We start from the raw sequence: 22,698 nt of genomic DNA, 5'->3' as shown, positions 1-22,698 counted from the left end.
GGCGGGCTGCGGGGGAGGGCCCGGGCGCCGGGAACCCAGGATGGCTGGTGGACCTCGGTTTACCAGTGGAAATGCCGCTGGAGACGCGAGGAGCGCACGACGCTAGGAGCGAACCATGGCGGCCACCCAGATCACCGCGTCCACGGCCATGACCCTCGCCGCGATCGCGCCCACCGGGGCGACGTCGCGGCCGTCGGGGGAGAGTCCCCAGGTGCAGACCGCGCGCGTGCGGACCGGGGTCGCGCGGCAGTTGGCGGACTGCACCAGCTGGGAGCTGAAGTGGCTGGGACTGAGCCCTGACAACGCGAACATGGCCTACATCGCGGTGAACCTCGAGCCGGACTCCGGTCAGGTCGCCGTGGTGATCCGCGGGACCGACGCCAACGCCCTGGACATCATGGAGGACCTCACGGTCGGCACGGTCGTCCCGTTCACGGCCGGCGGGTCGCCGACCCCGGTCTCGGTGTCGAAGGGCGCGATGGCGGCGTTCACGCAGGTCGTGAACATGCTGCCGGCCGTGCCGGACCCGGCTGCCGACGGCGGCATCCTCCTGCAAGGCCTCGCCGATGTCTTGGCCACCATGGCGCCGGACCCGACGGTCTACGTCATCGGGCACAGCCTCGGCGGCTGCGTCGCGACCATGGTCGCGCTGTACCTGAAGGCGCAGCGCTGGACGAACCCGCCGAACATCGGGGTCCTCACCTTTGCCGCGCCCACCGCCGGTCTGGCCGACTTCGCCGCCTACTTCGGCGCCCAGAACTGGGCCCAGTGCGAGCGCCACGTCAACCGCTACGACCTGATCCCGCAGGCGTGGGCCAGCCTCGACATCCCCATCGACCCGCTGCGCCCCTGGTACCCCGACCCCGGGCCGAAGGGGACCGAGGAGGTGGAGGTGCTGATCAGGGCCGTGAAGGGCTTTCCCGGCTACAACACCTACGTCCAGCCCTCGCCGATCACGGAGTGGAACCACGACTATCAGACTGTTGATAGAGGGCTGATCAAGCACAGTACCGAGGACTTCATGGGCCAGGTCGGCTATCAGCATGCGAACACGACCTACCTGAGCCTGCTGGGCGCGACCGTGCCGCTGACCCCGACGCCGGTCGTGACCAGCGTGTCTCCCACCTTCGGCGCCGCGCAGTCGCAGGTGACGATCACCGGCAGCGGCTTCTCCGCCTTTACCGAGGACGACACCGCCGTCGACTTCGGTCCCATCGCCTGCGGCGGCAACGCGTTCGAGATCAAGAGCGACAACCAGATCGTCGTGCACAACGTGCCCTGGGGCTTCGGCATCGTCGACGTGTGCGTCACCAACCCGCTCGGCACCTCCCCGGCCGTGCCGCTGGCCCAATTCGCCTACGGCGGCCCGGAACCGGTCGTGGTCACCGCCATCGCCCCGACCTCGGCCGCCACCGGCCAGCAGGTCACCGTCACCGGCACCGGCTTCGGCGCCCACGCCATGGTCTACTTCGGTGAGAAGCCCTCACCTCTGGTCACCCTCGGCAGCGACGACCCGCCGCAACTCGTCGCGACCATCCCCGACTCCGGCAAGCGGCCGGGCAAGGTCGTCGGCACCGTCGTGGGCGTCACCGTGGCCGTGAACGGATACTCCTCCCCGACCACACCGCTGGACGAGTTCACCTACACCGGCTGACGTCAGCGCTGTGCCACGTAGTAGACGTTCAGGATGTCGCCTTCGACGCGCTGGGTCTCGACGTTGCTGAAGCCGGCCTCGGCGAGCATCTGCAAGGCGGTCTGGTAGCCCCACACGGTGCCCAGCGCTTCGCCGTGCTCGCTGAGGGAGACGCTCATGCAGTAGAAGACCGAGAAGGTGTACAGCCCTGGTCCCAGCGGGTGGTCGATGTTGTCCTCCACGCGGCTGGAGGCGGCGATGTCTCCCATCAGGAACACTCCGCCCTCGCGGAGGGCGCCGGCGATCGAGGCCAGGGTGCGCGTCGGTTGCGCCAGGTCGTGGATGACGTCGAAGGCCGTGATGAGGTCGTAGGAGTCGGTGGGCAGGTCGGTGGAGTCGCCCACCTGGAAGTCGGTGTTGGTCAGACCCCACTCGGCGGCCTCGGCCCGGGCGGCGGCGATTCCCTCCTCGGAGCGGTCCACGCCGTGGACGCGGCTGGCGGGGAAGGCCTTGGCCAGCACGTTGACCGCGTGGCCTTGTCCGGTGCCGATGTCCAGGACGTCGATGCCCTCGCGCAGCCGCTCGGTCATGCCGGGCGCCAGCGGGATGATCGCGTCGACCAGCGCCAGGTCGAAGACCTCTCCGGACTCCTCGGCCTGCACCGCCTGGAAGCGGGGGTAGGCCGAGTACGGCACTCCCGCCCCGGTGCTGAACGCCTCGGCCACCTGCTGCTCGACTTCGCCCATCATGGACAGGTCCTGGGCGATGCGGGCCAGGTTGCCCGGCCCGGCGGCGCGGGTCAGCGAGGCCGCGTGTTCCGGCGGCAGCACGTAGGTGGCGTGCGCGGCGTCGTAGTCGACGATGCCGCCGGCGACCATCGCGCCCAGCCACTCCCGCACATACCGCTCCTTCAGCCCCGCGGCGCGCGCGATCTCCTCGCTGGTGGCCGCAGCCATGCCGGCCATGGTGTCGAACAGGTGGGTGTCGTGGCCCAGGCCCGTCATCAGGCCCAGGCAGGCGTCGTTCACGATCTGCACCATGCGGCCCGCGAACGCTTCCTGCTTACCTGTGTCCAATTCGTCTGTGACAGTCATCGCTCCTCCTCCCCCCGCCGAGATGCCGAAATCCCCTCCCCCTTGTACGCTATTCCGCCCCGATGGCGACCGCATTCTTTGGAAACATTCCAGTTTGTCCCACGAGGTGGCGCGTGGCGCGCGCGGTATATCAGAGCTCGATGTCACCCCGCTACGATCGAGACGCGAGCGCCGCACGTACCTCTGGGGAGGCCACCATGCCGAAGCAGCCGTTGCAGGGAGAAGAGCCGACAGCAGACTCGAGCAGCCTGCCGCCGTCCGTCGACATCTCGGTCGCCCACCCGGCGCGCATGTACGACTATTACCTCGGTGGCAAAGACAACTACCCAGCCGACCGCGCAGCCGCCGAGAACGTCCTGGCCGTCCTGCCCGAGGGACGCGACATGGCGATCGCCAACCGGGCGTTCCTCGGTCGGGCGGTACGCCACCTGGCCGACGCCGGCATCGATCAGTTCCTGGACATAGGCACGGGCATCCCGGGCCCGGGAAACACCGGCCAGGTCGCCGACGCCGTACGCCCCGGATCCCGCGTCGTCTACGTGGACAACGACCCGATCGTGCTTGCACACTCCAGAGCCCTGCTGGCCCGTCACGACCCCGACCGCACCGCCGTCGTCCAAGCCGACCTCCGCAGCCCGGCAGCGATCCTGAACCACCACGACGTACGCACGGTCCTGGACTTCACCAAGCCCATCGCACTCCTGCTGGTCGCGGTCCTCCACTTCATCAAAGAGGAAGAAGACCCCGCCGCCATCGTCGCCGAACTCCTGGCAGCCCTAGCCCCCGGCAGCTACCTGGTCATCTCCCACGGCACCGACGAATTCGACACCTCCCGAGCCCGAGCCGCGGTCCGCAACTACGACAAGGCCACCGCCCCCTTCGTCCTGCGCAGCCACAACCAGATCCACGCATTCTTCGACACCCTGAAGCTGGACGCCCCCGGCCTGGTGCAACTCCCCTGGTGGCGCCCCGACGGCGAGATCCCGCCGGGGTCCGAGGCGATCTGGCTGTATGGAGGGGTTGGACGCAAGGCTTAACGATCGCGCGAGCCGCTCCATAAAAAGCAGCTTGGTCCTACCCCTCCTCGGCGCGCAGCGGCCTGTCGATGAGGCGGTGCTGGTCGGCGGGATTGCCGGTGCGCGCCTCGGTGCGGGTCCTGGCGGCGAGGTAGTCCAGGACGATGAGTTCGACCGCGTCCTGGGGGCTTGTGGTGCCGGACAGGAGCATGACCTCGATGGCCAGATCGCTGTCTAGGCTGATGGTGACCTTCGCCATGGTGACTCCCCCTGAAAGGTGTTCCGGACAGCCTACTTGGCGGGGCTATGTAGGGACATCACCATCTGTCACGAGGTATGTCGCCAAGGTAGCGTCAGAGGCTGGGGGAATACGGGTGATACTGGCTGACATGGTGCTACCAACTCAGGGTCTTGCGAACAGTGGATTGCTGACGCTGCGCCATCCGCTCATACCTTCGGTGGTGTCGGAAACAGTCGAATATCTCTGATCGGCGTGACGACTTCGAGTGACTTCGGACTAAATCTGACATAGTGGGCAGATTTCTCGGGCAGGACGGTCGCGGACAGTCGCTGGCGGGATGTGGATCTGAAGGGGGAAGCGCATGGGTTCCGATGAGGTCGGCCGATGAGTAGCGGCGTCTCTGTGCTCGTGGTGGTGCATCCGCCGAAGGTGATCGGCGATCCGCTGGTGTTCGAGCAGTTCCTGCACGACCTCACGGTGACGGCGTACCAGGTCGACTTCGCTCATCCGGACACCTTGGCCGCTGCGCCGCATACGGTCATCGGGTCGGCTCGCTATACCGCCGAGAACGACTCGACGAACACCATCTACCAGCTCACCAATGTGCTGGAGACGAAGCTGTACTCGGCGGCGGTGGCGGTGATCGATGTCGATCCCGCGGTGCTGGCCAAGTACTCCTCGCCGCAGAGTCTGGTGAACGTGGTGGTCTCGGTGACGCGCGGGGGTAGCAAGATCCGTGAGGACAGCCTCGACTACGACGTGCAGCTGTGGGGCAGCTCCGGCAGTCCCTACGCCGTGCCGCTGACCTCTGTCCTCGGCGTGGGCGGGACCTCGCTGGCGCTCGACGGCACCGAGAGCGGCGGCATCGTGGGCTTCTACCTGGCGCTGCCCGACCCCGCCTTCGACGCCGGTTCCGGAACCACGTACCTGGTCCCGCCGGCTGACGGCGGCGCGCCGGCGTTCGCCGATCTGAAAGCCGCCGTCGACGCGATCCTGGCCGAGGATCCGAGCGGGGTGAGCGATCCGGCGGACCTCACGCCGCAGCAGTGCCTGCACATCGCGCGCGAGCTGGTCGGCAACCGCTACGCCGCGCCGCTGCCGGCGCCGTCCTCGGCCGTCCAGGAGCTGTACACCAGCGGCAGCGACGACGACCGCAAGCACTTCGAATCCACGCTCCAGTCCTACTACGCCACGCTCGATGCCGAGGCCGGCCGGCTCGCAGGCTTCATCTACGCCTGGTCGGCGGCCCTGAACTGCACCGGGCTCACGAAGGCCGCGGCCCGGGCCGCGCTCACCTTCCCGCTGCGCGTCACCTCGACGCCCGGCGTCGCGCAGGCCGCGCAGGCCGGCGTCGTCCTCCACAACTGAGACACCCCAGGGCGCCCGGGCCGGCTCGCGGCCGGCCGAGGCGGCCCGGCTGAGCAACCATGAGGGGCAGCCATGTCAGGGCTGACGCCGAGCTTCGAGGTTCCCGCAGAGTACTTCTACGCGCTCGGCAGCACGATGCCGACCACGATCGACGCCGCCACCCGGCTGACGATCGCCGGCGGCCGGGCCGAAGCGGCGCTCGTCGCCGCCTTCCAGCAGGCGATCGACGACGGCACGATCGACGTCACCGGCCTCATCACGCCGCTGCAGGCCGCGCGCCGCATCATCGCGCTGGCCGGCACCAAGGGCACCGACCCGCCGTGCCGCATCGGCCCGACCGGCGACCCGACGAAGCTGGTCTCCGCCTGGCTGGCGAGCACCAACCCCGACGCCGCCTTGTGGAGCGGCCTGCTCACCACCGGCACCGCGGCCGCGCAGGCCGCCAACCGGCGCGGCCAGCTGCGGCTCATCCTGTGCGCGCTGACCGGATTCGACGACGTCTCTCCGGCCACCGTGCTCAGCGACCTGGTCACGGCGGTCCGCCAGCCGCTCGGCACGCCGCCGGGCAGCGGCGGGCTCGGCGTCACCGACGCCGACGGGCTCGCCGCGGTCACCGCCGACGAGTGGACCGCGTTCCTCACCGCGAACCCGCAGTTCCTGCCCGCCTTCACCAACCCGCCCGGCGCGACGGTCTCGGTGCCGGACCGCATCCGCGCGTTCCTGCGTTCCCTGCAGCACTTCTACGACATCGGCACCGCCACGCCGGCCGACGTGATCCTCGCTCCGGGCAGCGCTCCGCAGCTCGACCGCTACGGCTTCGACCCGCTGCAGGCGTTCCTGGTCGAGTACTACAACGCCACCGGGACGGCCTTCACCTTCGGGACCAGCGCTCCCGGCGACGCGCCGGCGCAAGCAGCGATCACCGCGGTGTTCCCCAGCGATCCCGCCGCCGCAGCCTGGCTGGCTGCGGCCGTGAAGAGCATCGGCGAGCTCACCACGGTGACCGCGGGCCTGATCCCGGCGGCGAACGCCAACGCCGGCAGCCTCCAGTTCTCGATCATCGAGGCCTTGTACACCCGCGGTTTCACCGGCAAGGACGCCATCACCGCGCTGGACGAGGCCGACTTCGCGACCTCGGTCGCCGGCTCGGTGGCCCATCAGTGGGCCGCCGCGATCTGGGCGGCGGCCGGCGGCTCCTTGACCCCGCCGACCGGGACCTCGGGCCCGTTCGTCCCGGTCAACGCCGACGGCGGCCTCATCGACTGCATTCCGCCGGAAGAGCTGTCCCCGCTCGGTCCGCTCGCCTATCTCAGCGAACTGCTGAAGACCGGCCCGGACTCCACCTGTGCGCAGCCGGTGTCGCCCTCCGGCGCCGATTTCGGCACGCTGCTGAAGCCGCGCCGGGGCGACCTGGCCGCTTTGCAGGCCGACGCCGCGAATCTCAGCACGCCGATACCGCTCGTCGATCTGGTCGATGAGAGCCTGGAGTACCTGGCCGCCGGGGTGGTGGCCGGCGGCGGGACCGCGACCGGGATCGGCGGCGTGGTCCACGACACCGCCGAGACCTCCGTGCGCGATCATCGCCTGGCGCCTCCCGGAGCCGCCGCCGAGCCCGGACCGCCGTTCCGGCACGAAGCCGCTGCCCTGTTCCGCGCACTGCCGCAGTACTCCTCGCCGGCCAGTCCGGTCGCCGAGCCGAGCGGCTACGCGGCGCTGGCCACCGACTTCTCCAGTCCCAGCCTGCCGTACAGCCAGCCGCTCGACGTCTCCCGCTCGCATCTGCGCGAGCTCGGCACGAACCGTTTCGAGCTGCTGCGCCGTTTCCGCGCGCAGATCACCGAGTTCGTCCTGGACACCACCGATCCGGCGGGCTTCGACAGCGCACTGTGGCGCTTCCCGGTGCGGCGCGACATCGCCGTGGAGTACCTGGACATCGATCCGGTCGAGGCCGACCAGCTGTTCACCGCGCCGATCGCGGCGTCCATCCTGTACGGCTTCGCGGAGTCGTCGAGCCAGGACGGCGAATGGGTCCAGACCGCCGTCGTGCTCAGCGAATTCCTCGAACGCACCGGCCTGGACTACTGCGAGTTCCTCGACCTGTGGCGCTCGGACTTCGTCCCCTTCTCGCGCGTCGACCGCGACCGCGAGGGTGGCGGCGTCGGCTTCGACGACTGCCCGCCGTGCGATCCCGACAGGATCGGGCTGCGGTTCAATCAGGATACTGATGTTACGGCCGCACTGGCCGAACTGGCGCTGTTCATCCGTCTGTGGCGCAAGCTCAAGAAGCACCGTTGCGGCGGCTACACCTTCGCCGAACTGGCCGACATCTGCACCGTCCTCGGCATGTTCGACGCCGCCGGAAACCTCAACCCGGACTTCATCGCGCAGCTGGCCGCCTTCCAGATGCTGCGCGACCTGCTGTGCCTGCCGCTCGGCGAGGTCGCGGTCCGGAACACGGACTCCGAGCAGCTCCTGACCGGCGCGATCCGGTTGCGCCTGCTGGCGTTGTGGGATCCCTCGGCCGCGCCGGAGGACTGGGACTGGGCCGTCGGCGAACTGCTGAAGCGGCTGGAGCAGTACGCCGCCGAAGCCCACCACCGTCCGCGCCGCGAGGCAGAGGACGTCAAGCTGGAGCCGGCGGTCCTGGACGCTCTGTCCGTCCTGGCCGGCTTCGACCCGGCCGTCGCCACCGACACCTGGCACGCCTCGCCGACCCGCACCCTGCGCTTCGTCGAGGTCCTGGCCAAGGTGGACGCCTCCTCGTTCACCGTCGGCGAGATCGAGCTGCTGTGCTCCGGAACCCATGTCTCCGGCGACGACCCCTTCCTGCCGCAGTCCGACGGCGACGCCGAGGACGACCCGCTGGAGCTGCCCGACGACGGTCGCGGCCACTCGCTGTGGGCGCTGCGCGCGCGCCTGCTGGAAGCCGAGGCCGATGCCGAGGACCTGGATCACTGGAGCTGGCCGCGGATCCAGAACGCGCTGATCGAAGAGTTCGGATACGCCCCGTCCGGCTCCGCCGACCCGCTGACGTCGCTGGCTCAGCACGCCTTCCCGCACGTCCTGGAACGCGAGGGCCAGCCGGTGACCCCGGCCGAACGCCGGTATCGCAGCCCTCTGAGTGCGGGCAGCACGACCCCCGGCATGTGGAACGGCGACCCCGACGGGGCGTTCGGCTACGACACGGCCACCGAGAACCTGTGGACCGAACTGCCGCTGTCCGATGAGGACGTGCTGGCCTCGCTGGCCAGGGTGCGCCAGCTCAAGGGCGGCGCCGCCGGGAGCAGCGAGCTGCTGGCGGTCCAGGAGCTGTACTGGCAGCCGCGCGCGGACCTGGCGGCGCTCGGCTTCCTGTTCCCGGATCTCGCCGACGCCGACCGGCATCTGATCCAGCACGGCGACGAGCGCGCGCGCTGGCACTACTTCCAGCACGCTTTCGTGGTGGCGCGCAAGCGATGCCGCATCATCGCCGAGCATCTCGCCCGGCACGCCGACCCGCACCCGCATCGCGACCGGGACAGCGAGGCCAGCGACCGGGACAGCGAGGCCAGCGACCGGAACAGCGAACACCGGGAGCACGAAGCCTTCGAGCGCGCCTGGCTGGTCCTGAAATCGCTGCACGCCGACGAGAACGCCGCGACCGCGCCGTGGGAGCGGCCGGACGGCTCGCCGCCGCCGCTCACCTGGCCTCAGGCCACCGGCGGTGCGTTCGCGGCGCTGTTGGGCCTGTGCGGCACCGGCCTGACCACCGAGTATTCGAGCCCTGACGGCGCCGCGCTGTGGCGCGAGACCTCCGGCGGGCTCGACGGGTTCGGCCGCGTCCGCGACCGCTGGAACGCCCCGTTGCCGACCCTGCTCCCGGCGCTGGACGCGAGCGCCCCGGCCGGAACCGACGTCACCGTCAAGAACGGCCTGGCCTTCTCCGACGAGCGCGACGAACTCCTGGGCGGGGCGCAAGGGCACGACGTCTCCTGGAGCGGCGTTCTGCTCATCGAGCACAGCGGCCGCCACCGGTTCGCCGCGGGAGCACCCACGCCCGACGGCGAGCGCCCCGACTTCGAACGCGCCGAGCGCTGCGCCTGGCGGATCCGGCTGGAGCGCGGCCCGCGCACCTGGGTCCTGCTCAGCCACGGCTGGTCCGGCCAGCCGAACACCGCGCACGAGACCGAACTCGACCTGCGGCGCGGCGCCTACACGATCGTCGTGGAGTTCCAGCGGCCCACACCGGCCTTCCGGCAGAGCGACGACATCCGGCGCCAGCACACCGGCTTCCAGCTCAAGTACGCCGGCCCGGACACCGGCGAGGAGCTGGTGACGGTCCCGCGCAGCCGGCTGTTCATCGCCTCCAAGACCGGACCGCTCGGCGCCGACCTGGACTTCGACTCCCCGGCCGCCCAAGCCGCGATCGACGGCCGCTACCCGTCCACCTTGCGCGACATCCGGCGCACCTACCAGCGAGCGTTCCTCGCACTGTGCCTCACCGGCCGTTTCGAGCTGTCGGCACGCCGCCACGAGGACGGGCAATCAGAGCTCGGATACCTGATCGAGCACCCCGACCGCTTCGCCGGAGCCGCGTTCCGCCGCGAAAGCGGCGGCTTCGCCGGGCACCCCGCCTGGTTCGACCTCGACTTCCTGCCGGTCACCGACCCCTACCTGCCGCCGACGGCGAGCCAGGACCAACGGGTCGCGCCCTCGCTCGGACGGCAGGCCGCGCTGTTCGACTGGTGGGAGCGTCTGGTCGACTACACCGGCTTGCGCGCTGAGAACGCGCACCGCGGCCGCCGGCAGCGCGGCGGCTTGTGGCGGCTGTTCCAGGACGCCGGCGAAGCCGCGCCCGGCGACGTCCTGCAGCTCGCCCCGCACCTGCGCGTCGAACTCGACCACAACGATCTGGTGCAGACCTACGACGGTCTGCAAGCCCTGCTCGGCGAGCCGGAGCTGACCGCCGCGAACCTGCTCGACGAGCGCTGGCCGGTGCGCTGCTTCCACGCCGAGCAGTGGACGCGCGCCGTGGAGCGCCGCCGCGCCGGTGAGCCGATCGGCGCCGCGCAGCCCGCGCTGTGGGCCGCCGCCGATCCCTCCACCGGGGCTCCGTCCGGCAACGACTTGCTCACCGGATTCGTCCAGGACGGCATGATCGAATCCGGAGATCCGCACCGCTACCGCGACCTGCGCGCCCTGGACGACGGGCTGCGGGAACGCGCCCGGCACGCGCTGCTGGCGTACCTGTGCGGCATGGACCGCGTGCAGCTGCCCTGGCCGGTCCCGGCGTTCGCAGCCCGGCCGCAGGATCTGTCGGACCTGCTGCTGCTCGACGTTGAGGCCGGGATCGGGGAGCGGGCCAGCCGGATCGAGGACGCGATCACGGCGGTCCAGGCGTTCGTCCGGCGCGCGCGGCTGCACCTGGAGCCCGGTGTGACGCTGCCCGCGGCGTTCCTGGAACTGTGGGACGGCCGCTTCGCCTCCTTCCGGTGCTGGCAGGCCTGCCGGCGTCGCGAGCTGTATCCGGAGAACGCGATCCAGTGGTCCGAGCTCGAGGCCGCGCGGCGGGACGAGGGCTTCCGCTTCCTGGAGCACGAGCTGCGCGACCACGCGCTGACCATCCCGGTCCCGGCCGGGATCCAGTACTGGACCGCGCCCCAGCCGCCCGCACACCCCGCGCTGCCGGTACTGCAGGCGCGTCAGCCTTCGACGCTGCACCTGCCGGTCACGGCCGATCCGACCACAGCGCCGGCCGCCGCCGTCCCAGCTGAGGCGTTCGGCCTGCTCGGACGCCCGGACCGGAGCGCGCGGCCGGCGTGGCTGGCGCTGCTGACCACCAAGCAGCCGCCGACGCCGCACCAGGGCGACCCGTCCGGGCAGCCGCCGAGTGAGGGTAATCAGCATCCTGACGCAGCCCCGAATTCAGCCGTCGAGGCGCCCGCCGACGGTCCCGCCTCCGTGGTCGTTCCGCCTCCGCATGCCGCGAACCCGCTGCCGTACTGGATCGAGGCCGCGGTCCGGCTCGGCGTGCGGTTCCTGCGGGTCGCGGCGGCCGGCGAGCCGGCGGGTACGTCAGTACTGGCGGCGCCGGATGAAACAGGACCCTGTTGCACGCAGTGCGCAGCGGTCCACCCGCCATGCGTCGACGAGTACTACTTCTGGCTCGCCGAGTCGGACTACTACGACCTGCCCGACCCGCAGGATGCCGACCGCTACGGCGCCACCGACGACGACTCCGACTGGGAGAACCCGGCGCAGTTCCCGAAGCTGCTGGCCTGGGATTCGCATCCGATGGTGCATCTGCATTGGAGCCGTGTGCACAACGGCGAATTCGGCGAGCTGCGCCGCTCCACCGAGGGCGTGGCGCTGGATTCCTCGCTGCTCGGCGATCCCGGCGGCCCGCCGACCTTGCAGCTGCGCGGACGGCGCGCCGACTCGCTGGTGTTCCGGGTCGACGACGGCTCCGGCGGATCCGGCGCGATCCCGGTCTTCGAAGGCGGCTCGGGCTTCGCGTGGCAGCCTGCTTACACCGGCTGGACCGCCGAGACCGGCTGGCGCTACGACCTGGCCGACGACGACGCCGTCCTGCTCCCGCTGGTGGCCTCGGCGCCGGATCCGGTGCTGCTGCCGCCGGTGATGCCGGGGTCCGCAGACTTCGGCGGGCTCGCGGCGTACCCGTTCTTCGCGTACTTCAGCCCCGGTGCGCCACTGGTGCCGCTGTCGGCGTTCGCACCGGCCGCCGCCGTGGCCGACGCGCTGCGCGCGCACTGCCGCTACGAGGCCGCGCTGGACTGGTACCGGCTGTACTACGACCCGTTCGCGCAGGACAACCAGTGGGATCAGAGCTCGCAGACGCCCGCCGCGGCCCGGCAGCGCGCGAGCATCCTCGCCCAGCTCGAAACCCTGCTCTCCTGGGCCGACCGGCTTCTCGGCGCGCACCGTGACTGCGCATCCGTGGAGTCCACCGGCTCTCCGGAGTCCTCCGCGATGGCCCGCACCGTCTTGGACGCCGCCAACCGGATTCTCGGCGCCGCGCCCAAGACAGTCGTCAAGGGAGCAGCCACCGGTTCGGTCCAGACGGTCGGTACCTTCACCCCGCTCAGTCCGCGCCTCAACCCGCGCCTGGTCTCGCTCTACGAACGCGTCCGCGACCGCCTGACCGTGATCCACGAACGCGACAACCATCGTCGCCGTCGCTCCGCCGAGGACCGAGACGCCCGCTCCTTCTGGGGCGAGGACCCGACCCGTGACGGCTGGCAGAGTACTGAGACAGACTGCTGCGACACCGCGTGCTCCCCGCCGAGTCCCTACCGCTTCCAGTATCTGGTGCAGAAGGCGCTGGACGTGGCCGGCGAGGTCCGGGCCTTCGGCGACGCACTGCTTTCCGCCTACGAGAAGGGCGACGCGGAGTACCTGGCCGCGCTGCGGGCCGGGCACGAGCGGCAGATGCAGACCCTGACCCTGGCCGTGCGCAAGGACCAGTGGCGCGACGCCGACTGGCAGGTCCAGGCGCTCAAGCAGGCCAAGCTCAGCGCGCACAATCAGCTCTCGTACTACACGGGTCTGGTCAACGGCGGGCTGAACGCCGGCGAGAACCTGTACGTGGACCTGACCGGCGTCGGCGTCGGACTCGAGGTCGCGGCTCAGGTGTTCGAGATGATCGCACAGCTCGGCGGGGTGATCCCGGACGCGTATGTCGGGACCGAGGACTTCACCAAGATCCCGATGACCGGATCCAGCTTCACCGACTTCTTCGACTCCGCGGGCAAGGCTCTGGGCTTCCTGGCCCAGGACGTCCTCGGCGGCGCGGGTCTGGCCGAGACCGAGGGCGGCTGGGAGCGCCGGCTGGCCGAGTGGCAGCACGAGATCGACATCTACACCATCGAGATCGAGCGCCTGATCCGCGAGATCCTCGGCGCCGAGCGCCGCTCCGACGCGGCGCTGCGGGAGCTGAACGACCAGCAGCGCATGATCGAGCAGGGCAAGGAGCTGGAGGACTTCCTGCGCGACAAGTTCACCAACCACGCGCTGTACCTGTTCTTCCAGCGCGAGACGGCCACGCTCTACCGCCAGGCCTACGAGCTCGCCATGGACCTCGCGCGGCAGGCCGAGCGGGCGTTCAACCTGGAGCGCGGCCACACCGCCGAGCGCTTCGTCCCGTGCGAGCCGTGGGACGACCTGCATGAGGGCCTGCTGGCCGGGGAGCGTCTGGAAGTCGCGCTGCGCCGCATGGAGAAGACGTACCTGGACCGCAACCGGCGCGAGTACGAGCTGACCAAGCACGTCTCGTTGCGGCGCGACTTCCCGCTGGCGTTGCTCAAGCTCAAGACCGACGGGGAGTGCGAGATCGAGATCCCGGAGGGGATGTTCGACCTCGACTATCCGGGCCAGTATCTGCGCCGGATGAAGAGCATGTTGGTGACCATCCCCTGCATCGTGGGGGACACCGGCGTCCACTGCCGGCTGACGCTGGTGGGCCACCAGACCCGGATCGATCCCCGGCTGCACGGTCCGGTTCAGCGCTGCTGCACGCACCCCGGGCCGTCCTGCGGCTGCGGGGAGGAGCCGGACGGCGACGCCGAGGGCTACCGTCCGATCCCGGGCGACCCGCGCATCGTCCGCTCGTTCGCGGCCACGGAGGCCATCGCCACCTCGACCGGGCAGAACGACAGCGGGATGTTCGAGCTGAACTTCCGCGACGAGCGCTACCTGCCCTTCGAGTTCGCCGGGGCGGTCAGCCGGTGGCGCATCGAGCTGCCCCGGGAGAACAACCAGTTCGACGTCGACTCGATCACCGATCTGGTGCTGCACCTGAACTACACCGCGCGGGAAGGCGGCGACGCGCTCCGCAAGGCCGCCGCGGCCGCGTGCCGGAACCGGCTGCCCGGCGACGGCGTGCAGCTGTTCGACGTCCGGCACGACTTCCCGGACGCGTGGGCGGGGCTGCGTCCCCGATGGCGTGAGGACCGCGACGACCGTGACGGCGACCGTCGCAGGATCCTGCGACCAGCTCTCACCGCCTCGCACTTCCCCTTCGTCCAGGGCCGCCGGGTCCGCCACCTGAACCAGCTGTTCGTGTTCTTCGCCGCGCCGGACGCCGAACCGGGACGGCACCACCTGGTGCGCTTCCGTCCGGCCGAGAACGAGCGGGACGACCGCGACGCCGTGCAGGACGTGATCTGCGTCGCGACCCGAGCCTGGCCAGGGCTCTTCTGCGGCGTGGTGGACCTGCGCGAGACGCCGGTGCACCCGGTGCCGGCAGACCGTCCCGAGGCGCTGTTCACCCTGGAGTTCCCGGAGGACGTCGGCGAGATCTGCGCCGCTTACCTGCTGGCCGGGTACTCGGCGCAATGCCGTCCGCGGTGCGGGGAGCCCGCCAGGCAGCGGTGTGATTGCGGGTGCGGAGGTGAATGAGGACAAGGACGCCTCCCGCCCCGACCAGCAGGACGACGGCGGGCAACGATCCTCCGCGCTCTCCGGGCCCTCCGTCACGCTGCCGAAGGGTGGCGGAGCGATCCGCGGCATCGGTGAGAAGTTCGGCACCGACTCCTTCAGCGGGACGAGTTCGATGTCCGTGCCGATCGCCACCAGTCCTGGGCGCTCCGGGTTCGGCCCTCAGCTCTCGCTCTCCTACGACTCGGGCAACGGCAACGGTCCCTTCGGCTTCGGGTGGAGGCTGTCGCTCCCGGCGATCACTCGGAAGACCGACAAGGGCCTGCCCCAGTACCACGACGCCCAAGAGTCCGATGTCTACATGCTCGCCGGCGCCGAAGACCTCGTACCGGTGATCGAGGCGGACGGCAGTCGAGCCCGTCATGAGACCGCTGCCGGGTTCGTCGTCCACGGCTACTGTCCTCGCGTCGAGGGGATGTTCGCCCGCATCGAGCGGTGGACGAGCATCGCCACCGGGGAGATCCACTGGCGGTCGATCACGCGCGACAACGTCACGACCGTGTACGGGAAGGACGACAACTCCCGCGTCTTCGACCCCGAAGACACCTCGTCACCGCATCCGAGCCGCGTCTTCAGCTGGCTGGTCTGCGAGAGCTATGACGACAAGGGCAACGCCACCGTCTACGAGTACGCCGCGGAGAACGCCGACGGGCTCGATCTGCGCCAGGCCGACGAGTTTCATCGGGTGCGCACCGCCAATCGCTACCTGAAGCGCATCAAGTACGGCAATCGTGTCTCGCGGCTCGTTCAGCCGGACCTGAGCGCCGCGACGTGGATGTTCGAGGTGGTCTTCGACTACGACGAGGACCACCTGGAGGACCTTGGTCTGGACCCGTCCCGTCCGGAAGCGGAGCAGCACCGGTATGTCCGTGCCTCCTGGCTGGCCGGTGGCTCGTGGGGCGTGCGTCCGGACCCCTTCTCCTCCTACCGCGCGGGGTTCGAAGTGCGGACGTACCGGCGGTGCCGCAGGGTTCTGATGTTCCACCACATCGACGACCTCCCGACCGGCGAGCAGGGGTACCAGGGGCTGGTGCGGTCCACCGAGTTCGAGTACGCCGATCTCGACTACAGCCGCTCGCCCACGATCGAGGAGGAACTCCTTCATCAGGGCAGCACCCGCTTCGCCTCGTTCGTTCGCGCCGTCAGCCAGTCCGGCTATGTGCCGGACCCCACCCGGCCGGCCACCTACCTCAAGAAGTCGCTTCCTCCGCTGGAGTTCGAGTACAGCAAGGCCGTCGTCCAGGACCGGATCCAGGCGGCCGACGCCGCGAGTGTGGAGAATCTGCCGATCGGCCTCGACGGTTCGGCGTACCAATGGGTGGACCTGCATGGCGAGGGCGTCAGCGGGATCCTCGCCGAGCAGGCCGGCGCCTGGTTCTACAAGCGCAACATCAGTCCCCTCAGTGCTCGGCGGGTGGAGTTCGCGCCGCTGCGCCGCATCGGCAGCAAGCCGAACGTCAGCGCCGCCGCCGGGCAGGCGCAGTTCATGGATCTGGCCGGCGACGGACGGCCCGACGTCGTGGTGCTCGACGGTCCCGAGCCCGGCTTGTACGAGCACGACGACGCCGACGGCTGGCGGACGTTCCGTCCCTTCGCCTCGCGTCTCAACCGCGACACCCGCGACCCCAACCTGCGGTTCGTCGACCTGGACGGCGACGGCCGTGCCGACGTCCTGATCACCGAACAGGACGTCTTCACCTGGCATCCGTCGTTGGGGGAGAAGGGTTTCGGCCCGGCTCGGCACGTGCACCAGTGGCTCGACGAGGAGCGCGGTCCCCGCCTCGTGCTGGCCGACAGCACCCAGTCCGTCCACCTCGCCGACATGAGCGGCGACGGGCTCGCCGACTTCGTGCGCGTCCGCAACGGCGAGGTCTGCTACTGGCCGAACCTCGGCTACGGCCGGTTCGGCGCGAAGGTCACGCTGGCCGACGTGCCCTGGTTCGACGACGCCGACCAGTTCGACCAACGCCGCGTCCGCCTGGCCGACATCGACGGCTCCGGCACGAACGACGTCATCTACCTGCATCGCGACGGCGTACGCATCTATTTCAACCAGTCCGGGAACCGGCTGAGCCAGTCGCGGCAGCTCGACCAGTTCCCGAGCGTCGACGACGTCGCCTCGATCACGGTGGCCGACCTTCGCGGGAACGGCACCGCTTGTCTGGTCTGGTCGTCCCCGCTGTCGGCCGACGCGCGCCGCCCGCTGCGGTACATCGACCTCCTGGGCGGGACCAAGCCGCATCTGCTGGTGAAGTGTGTCAACAATCTGGGTTCTGAGACGGAGGTCCAGTACTCGCCGGCGGCATCGTTCTACCTGACGGACGAGCGCGACGGTCGTCCGTGGGCGACCCGGTTGCCGTTCCCCGTGCACGTCGTCGAGCGGACGGTCACGCACGACCGGATCGGCGGCAACCGCTTCGTCTCCCGCTTCGCCTATCACGACGGCTACTTCGACGGCGTCGAGCGCGAGTTCCGCGGCTTCGGGATGGTCGAGCGCTGGGATACCGAGCAGATCAGCGCGCTCGCGCCGGACCAGGCCGCGGCGGCGAGCAATGTCGACGCCTCCTCGCAGGTCCCGCCAGTGCTCACGAAGACGTGGTTCCACACCGGAATCCGGGACCGGACCGAGCGCGTCAGCGTGCACTTCGCGGCCGAGTACTACGGTGCGCCGAAGAAGACCGACCCGAACTATGCCGCTGAGTTCGAGAGGTTCCTCGGCACGCTGCCACCGGACACGACGGTTCCGCCTGGCTTGACCGCGGAAGAAGAACGCGAAGCCTGCCGCGCTTTGAAGGGCTCGATGCTTCGGCACGAGATCTACGCTCAGGACGGCACGGACAAAGCCGAACACCCCTACACCGTGGCCGAGCAGAACTTCACGATCCGAACGGTGCAACGGCGCGGCGCCAACCGTCACGCGGTGTTCTTCACGCACGCGCGGGAGTCGATCACCTACAACTACGAGCGCGAGCCCGCAGATCCCCGCGTCGCGCACGCCCTGACGCTCGAGGTGGACGCCTTCGGCAACGTTCTTCAGGATGCTGCGATCGGCTACGCGCGACGGCAGGCGGATCCGGATCTGTCCGCCGAGCAGCGCGCGGTGCAAGCCCGGATGTTCATCACCTGCACTGAGAACCGCTTCACCAACACCGTCGACACCGCTGACGACCACCGCACACCAGCTCCCTGCGAATCGCGCACCCAGGAGCTGACCGGCTTGCGATTGCCGCCCGGGCGCAGCCGCTTCGCCTTCGACGAGGTCCTGGAAGCGGTGTCGAAGGCGGTCAGGCTCGACTATGAACAGGTGGCCACTCCGGGCCGTCTGGAGAAGCGCCTGATCGAGCACGTGCGCACCTACCTCCGGCGCGACGACCTCAGTGGGCCGCTGCCGCTAGGGGTGATGGAGCCGCTGGCGCTGCCCTTCGAAAGCTACAAGCAGGCCTTCACACCGGGGTTGGTCGCCGAGGCCTACGCCGGTCGCGTCTCCGACACGATGCTGGCGAACGAAGGCCGCTACGCGCACACCGAGGGCGACGCCAACTGGTGGATTCCGTCCGGGCAGGTCTTCTATGCCGTCGATCCGACCGACACGCCTGGGCAGGAGCTTGCGATCGCCCGGCAGCACTTCTTCCAGCCCCGCCGCTACCGCGATCCGTTCCACACCGACGCGGTCGCCACCGAGAGCTTCGTGACCTACGACGCGTACGACCTCCTGGTCGAGGAGACCCGCGACGCGCTGGACAACCGGGTCACCGCCGGCGAGCGGGACGCCACGCCGGATCAGCGGCTCGTGCGGCGCGCGCAGGACTATCGCGTCCTGCAGCCCGAGCTGGTGATGGACGCCAACCGCAACCGGTCGGCGGTCGCCTTCGACGCCCTCGGCATGGTGGTCGGCACCGCGGTCATGGGCAAGCCGGAGCCGGCCGCGGTGGAGGGCGATTCTCTGGACGGGTTCGCCGCGGACCTGACCCAAGCCGAGATCGACCGGTTCCTGGCCGATCCGAAGGGACCGACGACGGCGCAGCTGCTCGCCGGCGCGACGACCCGGATGATGTATGACCTGACCGCATACTGGCGGGAACCCGATGCGGCCAAGAAGCCTCCGGCCGTCGCGGCCACCGCCGCCCGCGAGACCCACCTGAGCGACCTGTCGGCGGGTCAGCAGTCGAAGATCCAGGTCAGCCTCTCCTACTCCGACGGATTCGGCCGGGAGATCCAGAAGAAGGCTCAGGCGGAGTCGGGCCCTGCGCCCGGTCCTCGGTGGGTCGGAAGCGGTTGGACGATCTTCAACAACAAGGGCAAGCCCGTCCGTCAGTACGAACCCTTCTTCACCGCCACGCACCGCTTCGAGTTCGACGTCAGGATCGGCGTGAGCTCCGTTCTGCTCTACGACCCGGTCGGACGAGTCGTCGCGACCCTGCGTCCCGAGCACACCTGGGACAAGGTCGTCTTCGACGCCTGGCGGCAGGAGAGGTGGGACGTCAACGACACGGTTCTGATCGCCGACCCCAAATCCGATGCTGATGTCGCCGACTTCTTCGCGCGCCTGCCCACCGGCGAGTACCTGCCGACCTGGTACGCGCTGCGCACCGACGCGGCCAACGCCGCCGCGTTCGAGGCGCGCTATCCGGACCCGATCGATCGCGCGAAGCAGACACAGGCTGCTGACAAGACCCGCGTCCATGCCGCGACGCCGACCGTCGCCCACGCCGATCCGTTGGGCCGCACTTTCCTCACGGTCGTGTCCAACAAGGCCAAGTACAGCGACACGCCGGCGGCGGAGCCACCCGTCGAGCAGATCCACACCACGCAGGTCTTCTTCGACATCGAAGGCAACCAGCGCGAGATCGTCGACGGCGAAGGTCGCCTCGCCATGCGCTACACCTACGACATGCTCGGCAACCCGGTCCACCAAGCCAATATGGAGGCTGGCGAGCGCTGGATGCTGAACGATGTCGCGGGCCATGCGCTCTACGCCTGGGACAGCCGCGACCGCCGCGTGCGGACCGCCTACGATCCGCTGCGGCGGCCGACGGATTCCTTGGTGAGCGAGGCCGGAGGGCCAGAGCTGGTCGTCGTGCGGAACGTCTATGGCGAGGGACGACCGAACCCGGAGGATGGCAACCTGCGGGGCAAGATCGCCGAAGTCCACGACCAGGCGGGCGTCGTGGTGAACGACAGCTTCGATTTCCGAGGCAATCTGGTGGAGAGCCGTCGCCGCTTGGCGGTCGACTACAGCACGGTGCTGGATTGGTCCGGGACTCCGCAGCTGGAGTCGCAAACGTATTCCGGTCACATCCGTTACGACGCCCTGAACCGTGTGACGCAGTCGATCGCGCCGCACAGCGATCAGCCGGGCACGGAGATCAGCGTCGTTCAGCACCGCTACAACGAAGCCAACCTCTTGGAGCGGGTGGACGCCTGGCTTGATCAGGGTACTGATCCAGGCGGGCTCCTCGACCCCGCCACAGCGGATCTGCAGGCGGTCACGAACATCGATTACGACGCCAAGGGCCAGCGCCTGCGGATCGTCTACGGCAACGGCGCCAGCACGTCGTACACCTATGACCCGCTGACCTTCCGCGTCACGCAGCTGCTCACGTTCCGCGACAGGCCAGGGCACGAGGTGCAGAATCTCCACTACACCTATGACGCGGTCGGCAACATCACCTCGATCCGCGACGAGGCGCAGCAGACGATCTACTTCCGCAACACCCGGGTCGAGCCGAGCGCCGACTTCACCCACGACGCCATCTACCGGCTGATCGAGGCCACGGGGCGCGAGCACATCGGGCAGAGCGGCGCGCCGATCCCGTACTCCTTCGACGACGCCTCACGCGTCGGCTTGCAGCATCCCAACGACGGCAACGCGATGCGGCGCTACCTGGAGCGGTACGCCTACGACCTCACCGGCAACATCTCCTCGATGCAGCACCGCGGCAGCGATCCGGCTCGGTCCAACTGGACGAGGACCTACGTCTACGACGAGGCGAGTCAGCTGGAACCCGCTCGGCAGAGCAATCGCCTGACAGGTACGACGATCGGGGCGACGACGGAGACCTACAGCGCCGGCGGCGATGGCTACGACGCGCACGGGAACATGCTTCGCATGCCGCACCTCGGCGGCGGCTCACCGGGTCCGAACATGCGCTGGGACTACCGGGACCAGCTGCACGAAACGGACCTCGGGGGCGGCGGCAAGGCCTTCTACGTCTACGACTCCTCCGGCCAGCGCGTGCGCAAGGTCTGGGAGAAGTCGTCGGGCCCGGTCGAGGAGCGCATCTATCTCGGCGGGTTCGAGCTGTTCCGCAGGCGCGAGAACCTCGGCGGCGAACAGGTGTCGACGTTCGAGCGCGAGACGCTGCACGTGATGGACGACACCGGGCGCCTGGCACTCGTCGAGACGCGCACGCTCGACCTCGCCGGGGACGACAAGGCGCCCAGGCGCCTCATCCGGTATCAGCTCGGCAACCACCTCGGCTCGACCAGCCTCGAGCTGGACGAGCAAGCGCAGATCATCTCCTACGAGGAATACGCGCCCTTCGGCTCCTCGACCTATCAAGCCGTGCGCAGCCAGACCGAAGCGACGAAGCGGTACCGCTACACGGGGAAGGAACGCGACGAGGAGAGCGGCTTCTACTACCACGGGGCGAGGTACTACCCGCCCTGGCTGGGACGGTGGACGAGCGCCGACCCCTCCGGCATGGCTGACGGAGTGAATCTCTACGTCTACGGCCGGAACAACCCGCTGGCGTTCAGCGACTCGACGGGGACGAGCTGCGATCCGACGATGCAGTCGTGCATCGACCCGACGGAGCCCACGGCCCGTGAGGAGGCGCTGCAGAAGTCGCTCCCGGAGAGTGAACGCAACCTGCCGCCACCGGGCGATTCGTCGCTGAACTCCGCCGGACTGACCCTGGCCGGCAACCTGTTGAGCTCCTCCGCCGCCCCGGCCGCCAGCCTTCCCGTAGCGCCGCCTGGAACCAATTTCTCGGCGGCCGCTGCCGACGCACGAGAGGCTTATCGACTCGCCAACGTGATGCCCCCCGGGACACAGGTGCAGCATTGGACGAAAGAGCTCAGCTCGGCGGCCGCGAATCTGGACCCGGCGGTGATGAATCTGAATCTGTCGCCGCTGCAGTCAACGGGACGAGCGGCCGGGCGGTGGAGTGCGACTTCGGTAGGGCCCGCAACCACGCTCCTGATCGATCCGAGGGGTGGGCAGACCCGCTATTCGATCAGTGGCGGCAGCACCTACGGCAACGAACACAAGTTCGCCGATCGATTCCTCATCCCGCAAATCGAAGATCAGATACGCGCCGCGAACCCGAACGCCACCCCCGGGGAGGTAGCAGAGGCCGCGGGCAGACAGGCGCGATGGGTCATGACAGGAGAACCAGGGCCGGCGTTCTTGCCTCCCCCGGGGATGAGCCCCTCGACGCGCTTGCTGGTCGGAGGCGGGGGCGCCCTCAACTTCGCCGGCGGCGTCTTCATGCTCGCCAGCATCGACACCAAGAGGGACCCCGGACTCGTCACCGCGGGCAAGCTCGCCAGCGGCAGCGCCAGCGTCGTGGGCGGCGGCCTGGAGATCGGCGGCGCGGCCTTCGGCGCGGCAGGCGTGGCGGAGGTCGGCGCGGCCGCATCCGGCGTCGGAATGGTCATCGCCCTCCCGGTCATGGTCCACGAGATGAGACCCCACGGCTACATGGCCTACGACCCGGTCCTGATGGAGCGCAACATGGAGCGACAGCGCAACGGAGAAAACGTCAACCTCTTCTGCGCCCAATGCCACGGCCCAGGCGGCGCCCTGGACCCGAACAACGACTTCAACGCCGGAGGCGCCCGTCGCGAGGCGTTTCTCAAGAGACTGCAATGGAGGTACCTGGGCGATTAGCGCGCTTCACGCCAGCC

The 22,698-nt window shown here is 69.5% G+C and carries 7 protein-coding genes; 5 read left to right on the top strand and 2 right to left on the bottom strand.

Going from position 1 to position 22,698, the window contains the following annotated elements; all coding sequences use genetic code 11:
- The first annotated feature begins 115 nt into the window (after nucleotides 1–115).
- The gene (locus CACI_RS28495) at nucleotides 116–1,654 is read left to right on the top strand and encodes an alpha/beta fold hydrolase (RefSeq protein WP_015794339.1); all 1,539 of its coding nucleotides are present in this window, start codon (nucleotides 116–118) and stop codon (nucleotides 1,652–1,654) included.
- A gap of 2 nt (nucleotides 1,655–1,656) precedes the next feature.
- On the opposite strand, the gene CACI_RS28490 is transcribed toward CACI_RS28495, so the two are convergent.
- A complete protein-coding gene (locus CACI_RS28490) occupies nucleotides 1,657–2,727 on the bottom strand; it encodes a class I SAM-dependent methyltransferase (protein WP_015794338.1) in 1,071 nt (356 codons plus the stop codon).
- A gap of 197 nt (nucleotides 2,728–2,924) precedes the next feature.
- Between CACI_RS28490 and CACI_RS28485 the strand changes: the two genes are divergently transcribed.
- The gene (locus tag CACI_RS28485; RefSeq protein ID WP_015794337.1) at nucleotides 2,925–3,764 is read left to right on the top strand and encodes an SAM-dependent methyltransferase; all 840 of its coding nucleotides are present in this window, start codon (nucleotides 2,925–2,927) and stop codon (nucleotides 3,762–3,764) included.
- A 37-nt stretch (nucleotides 3,765–3,801) separates the two neighbouring features.
- Here the strand turns inward: CACI_RS28485 and CACI_RS28480 are convergent, their stop codons facing one another.
- Nucleotides 3,802–4,002 carry a hypothetical protein gene (locus tag CACI_RS28480; RefSeq protein WP_015794336.1) on the bottom strand — a complete coding sequence of 67 codons (201 nt, stop codon included), beginning with the start codon at nucleotides 4,000–4,002 and terminating at the stop codon, nucleotides 3,802–3,804.
- 366 nt (nucleotides 4,003–4,368) lie between these two features.
- Between CACI_RS28480 and CACI_RS46165 the strand changes: the two genes are divergently transcribed.
- The 3 genes from CACI_RS46165 to CACI_RS28470 all read left to right on the top strand — a co-directional run bounded on the left by CACI_RS46165 (nucleotide 4,369) and on the right by CACI_RS28470 (nucleotide 22,681).
- Complete coding sequence (locus CACI_RS46165) at nucleotides 4,369–5,352, top strand: hypothetical protein (RefSeq protein ID WP_015794335.1); 984 nt, start codon at nucleotides 4,369–4,371, stop codon at nucleotides 5,350–5,352.
- Nucleotides 5,353–5,424: 72 nt separating this feature from the next.
- Nucleotides 5,425–14,748, top strand: coding sequence for a Tc toxin subunit A-related protein (locus CACI_RS28475; RefSeq protein WP_015794334.1), 9,324 nt, complete (start codon nucleotides 5,425–5,427; stop codon nucleotides 14,746–14,748).
- Entirely contained in the window at nucleotides 14,741–22,681 is a 7,941-nt protein-coding gene (locus tag CACI_RS28470) for a SpvB/TcaC N-terminal domain-containing protein (RefSeq protein ID WP_223297266.1), read from the top strand. Before CACI_RS28475 ends, CACI_RS28470 begins: the two co-directional genes overlap by 8 nt.
- Nucleotides 22,682–22,698: the final 17 nt, after the last annotated feature.

The sequence above is a fragment of the Catenulispora acidiphila DSM 44928 genome (assembly GCF_000024025.1).
GTDB lineage: Bacteria > Actinomycetota > Actinomycetes > Streptomycetales > Catenulisporaceae > Catenulispora > Catenulispora acidiphila.
The sequence above is the reverse complement of the archived record's forward strand: the minus strand, read 5'-3'. Positions and strand labels throughout refer to the sequence as shown.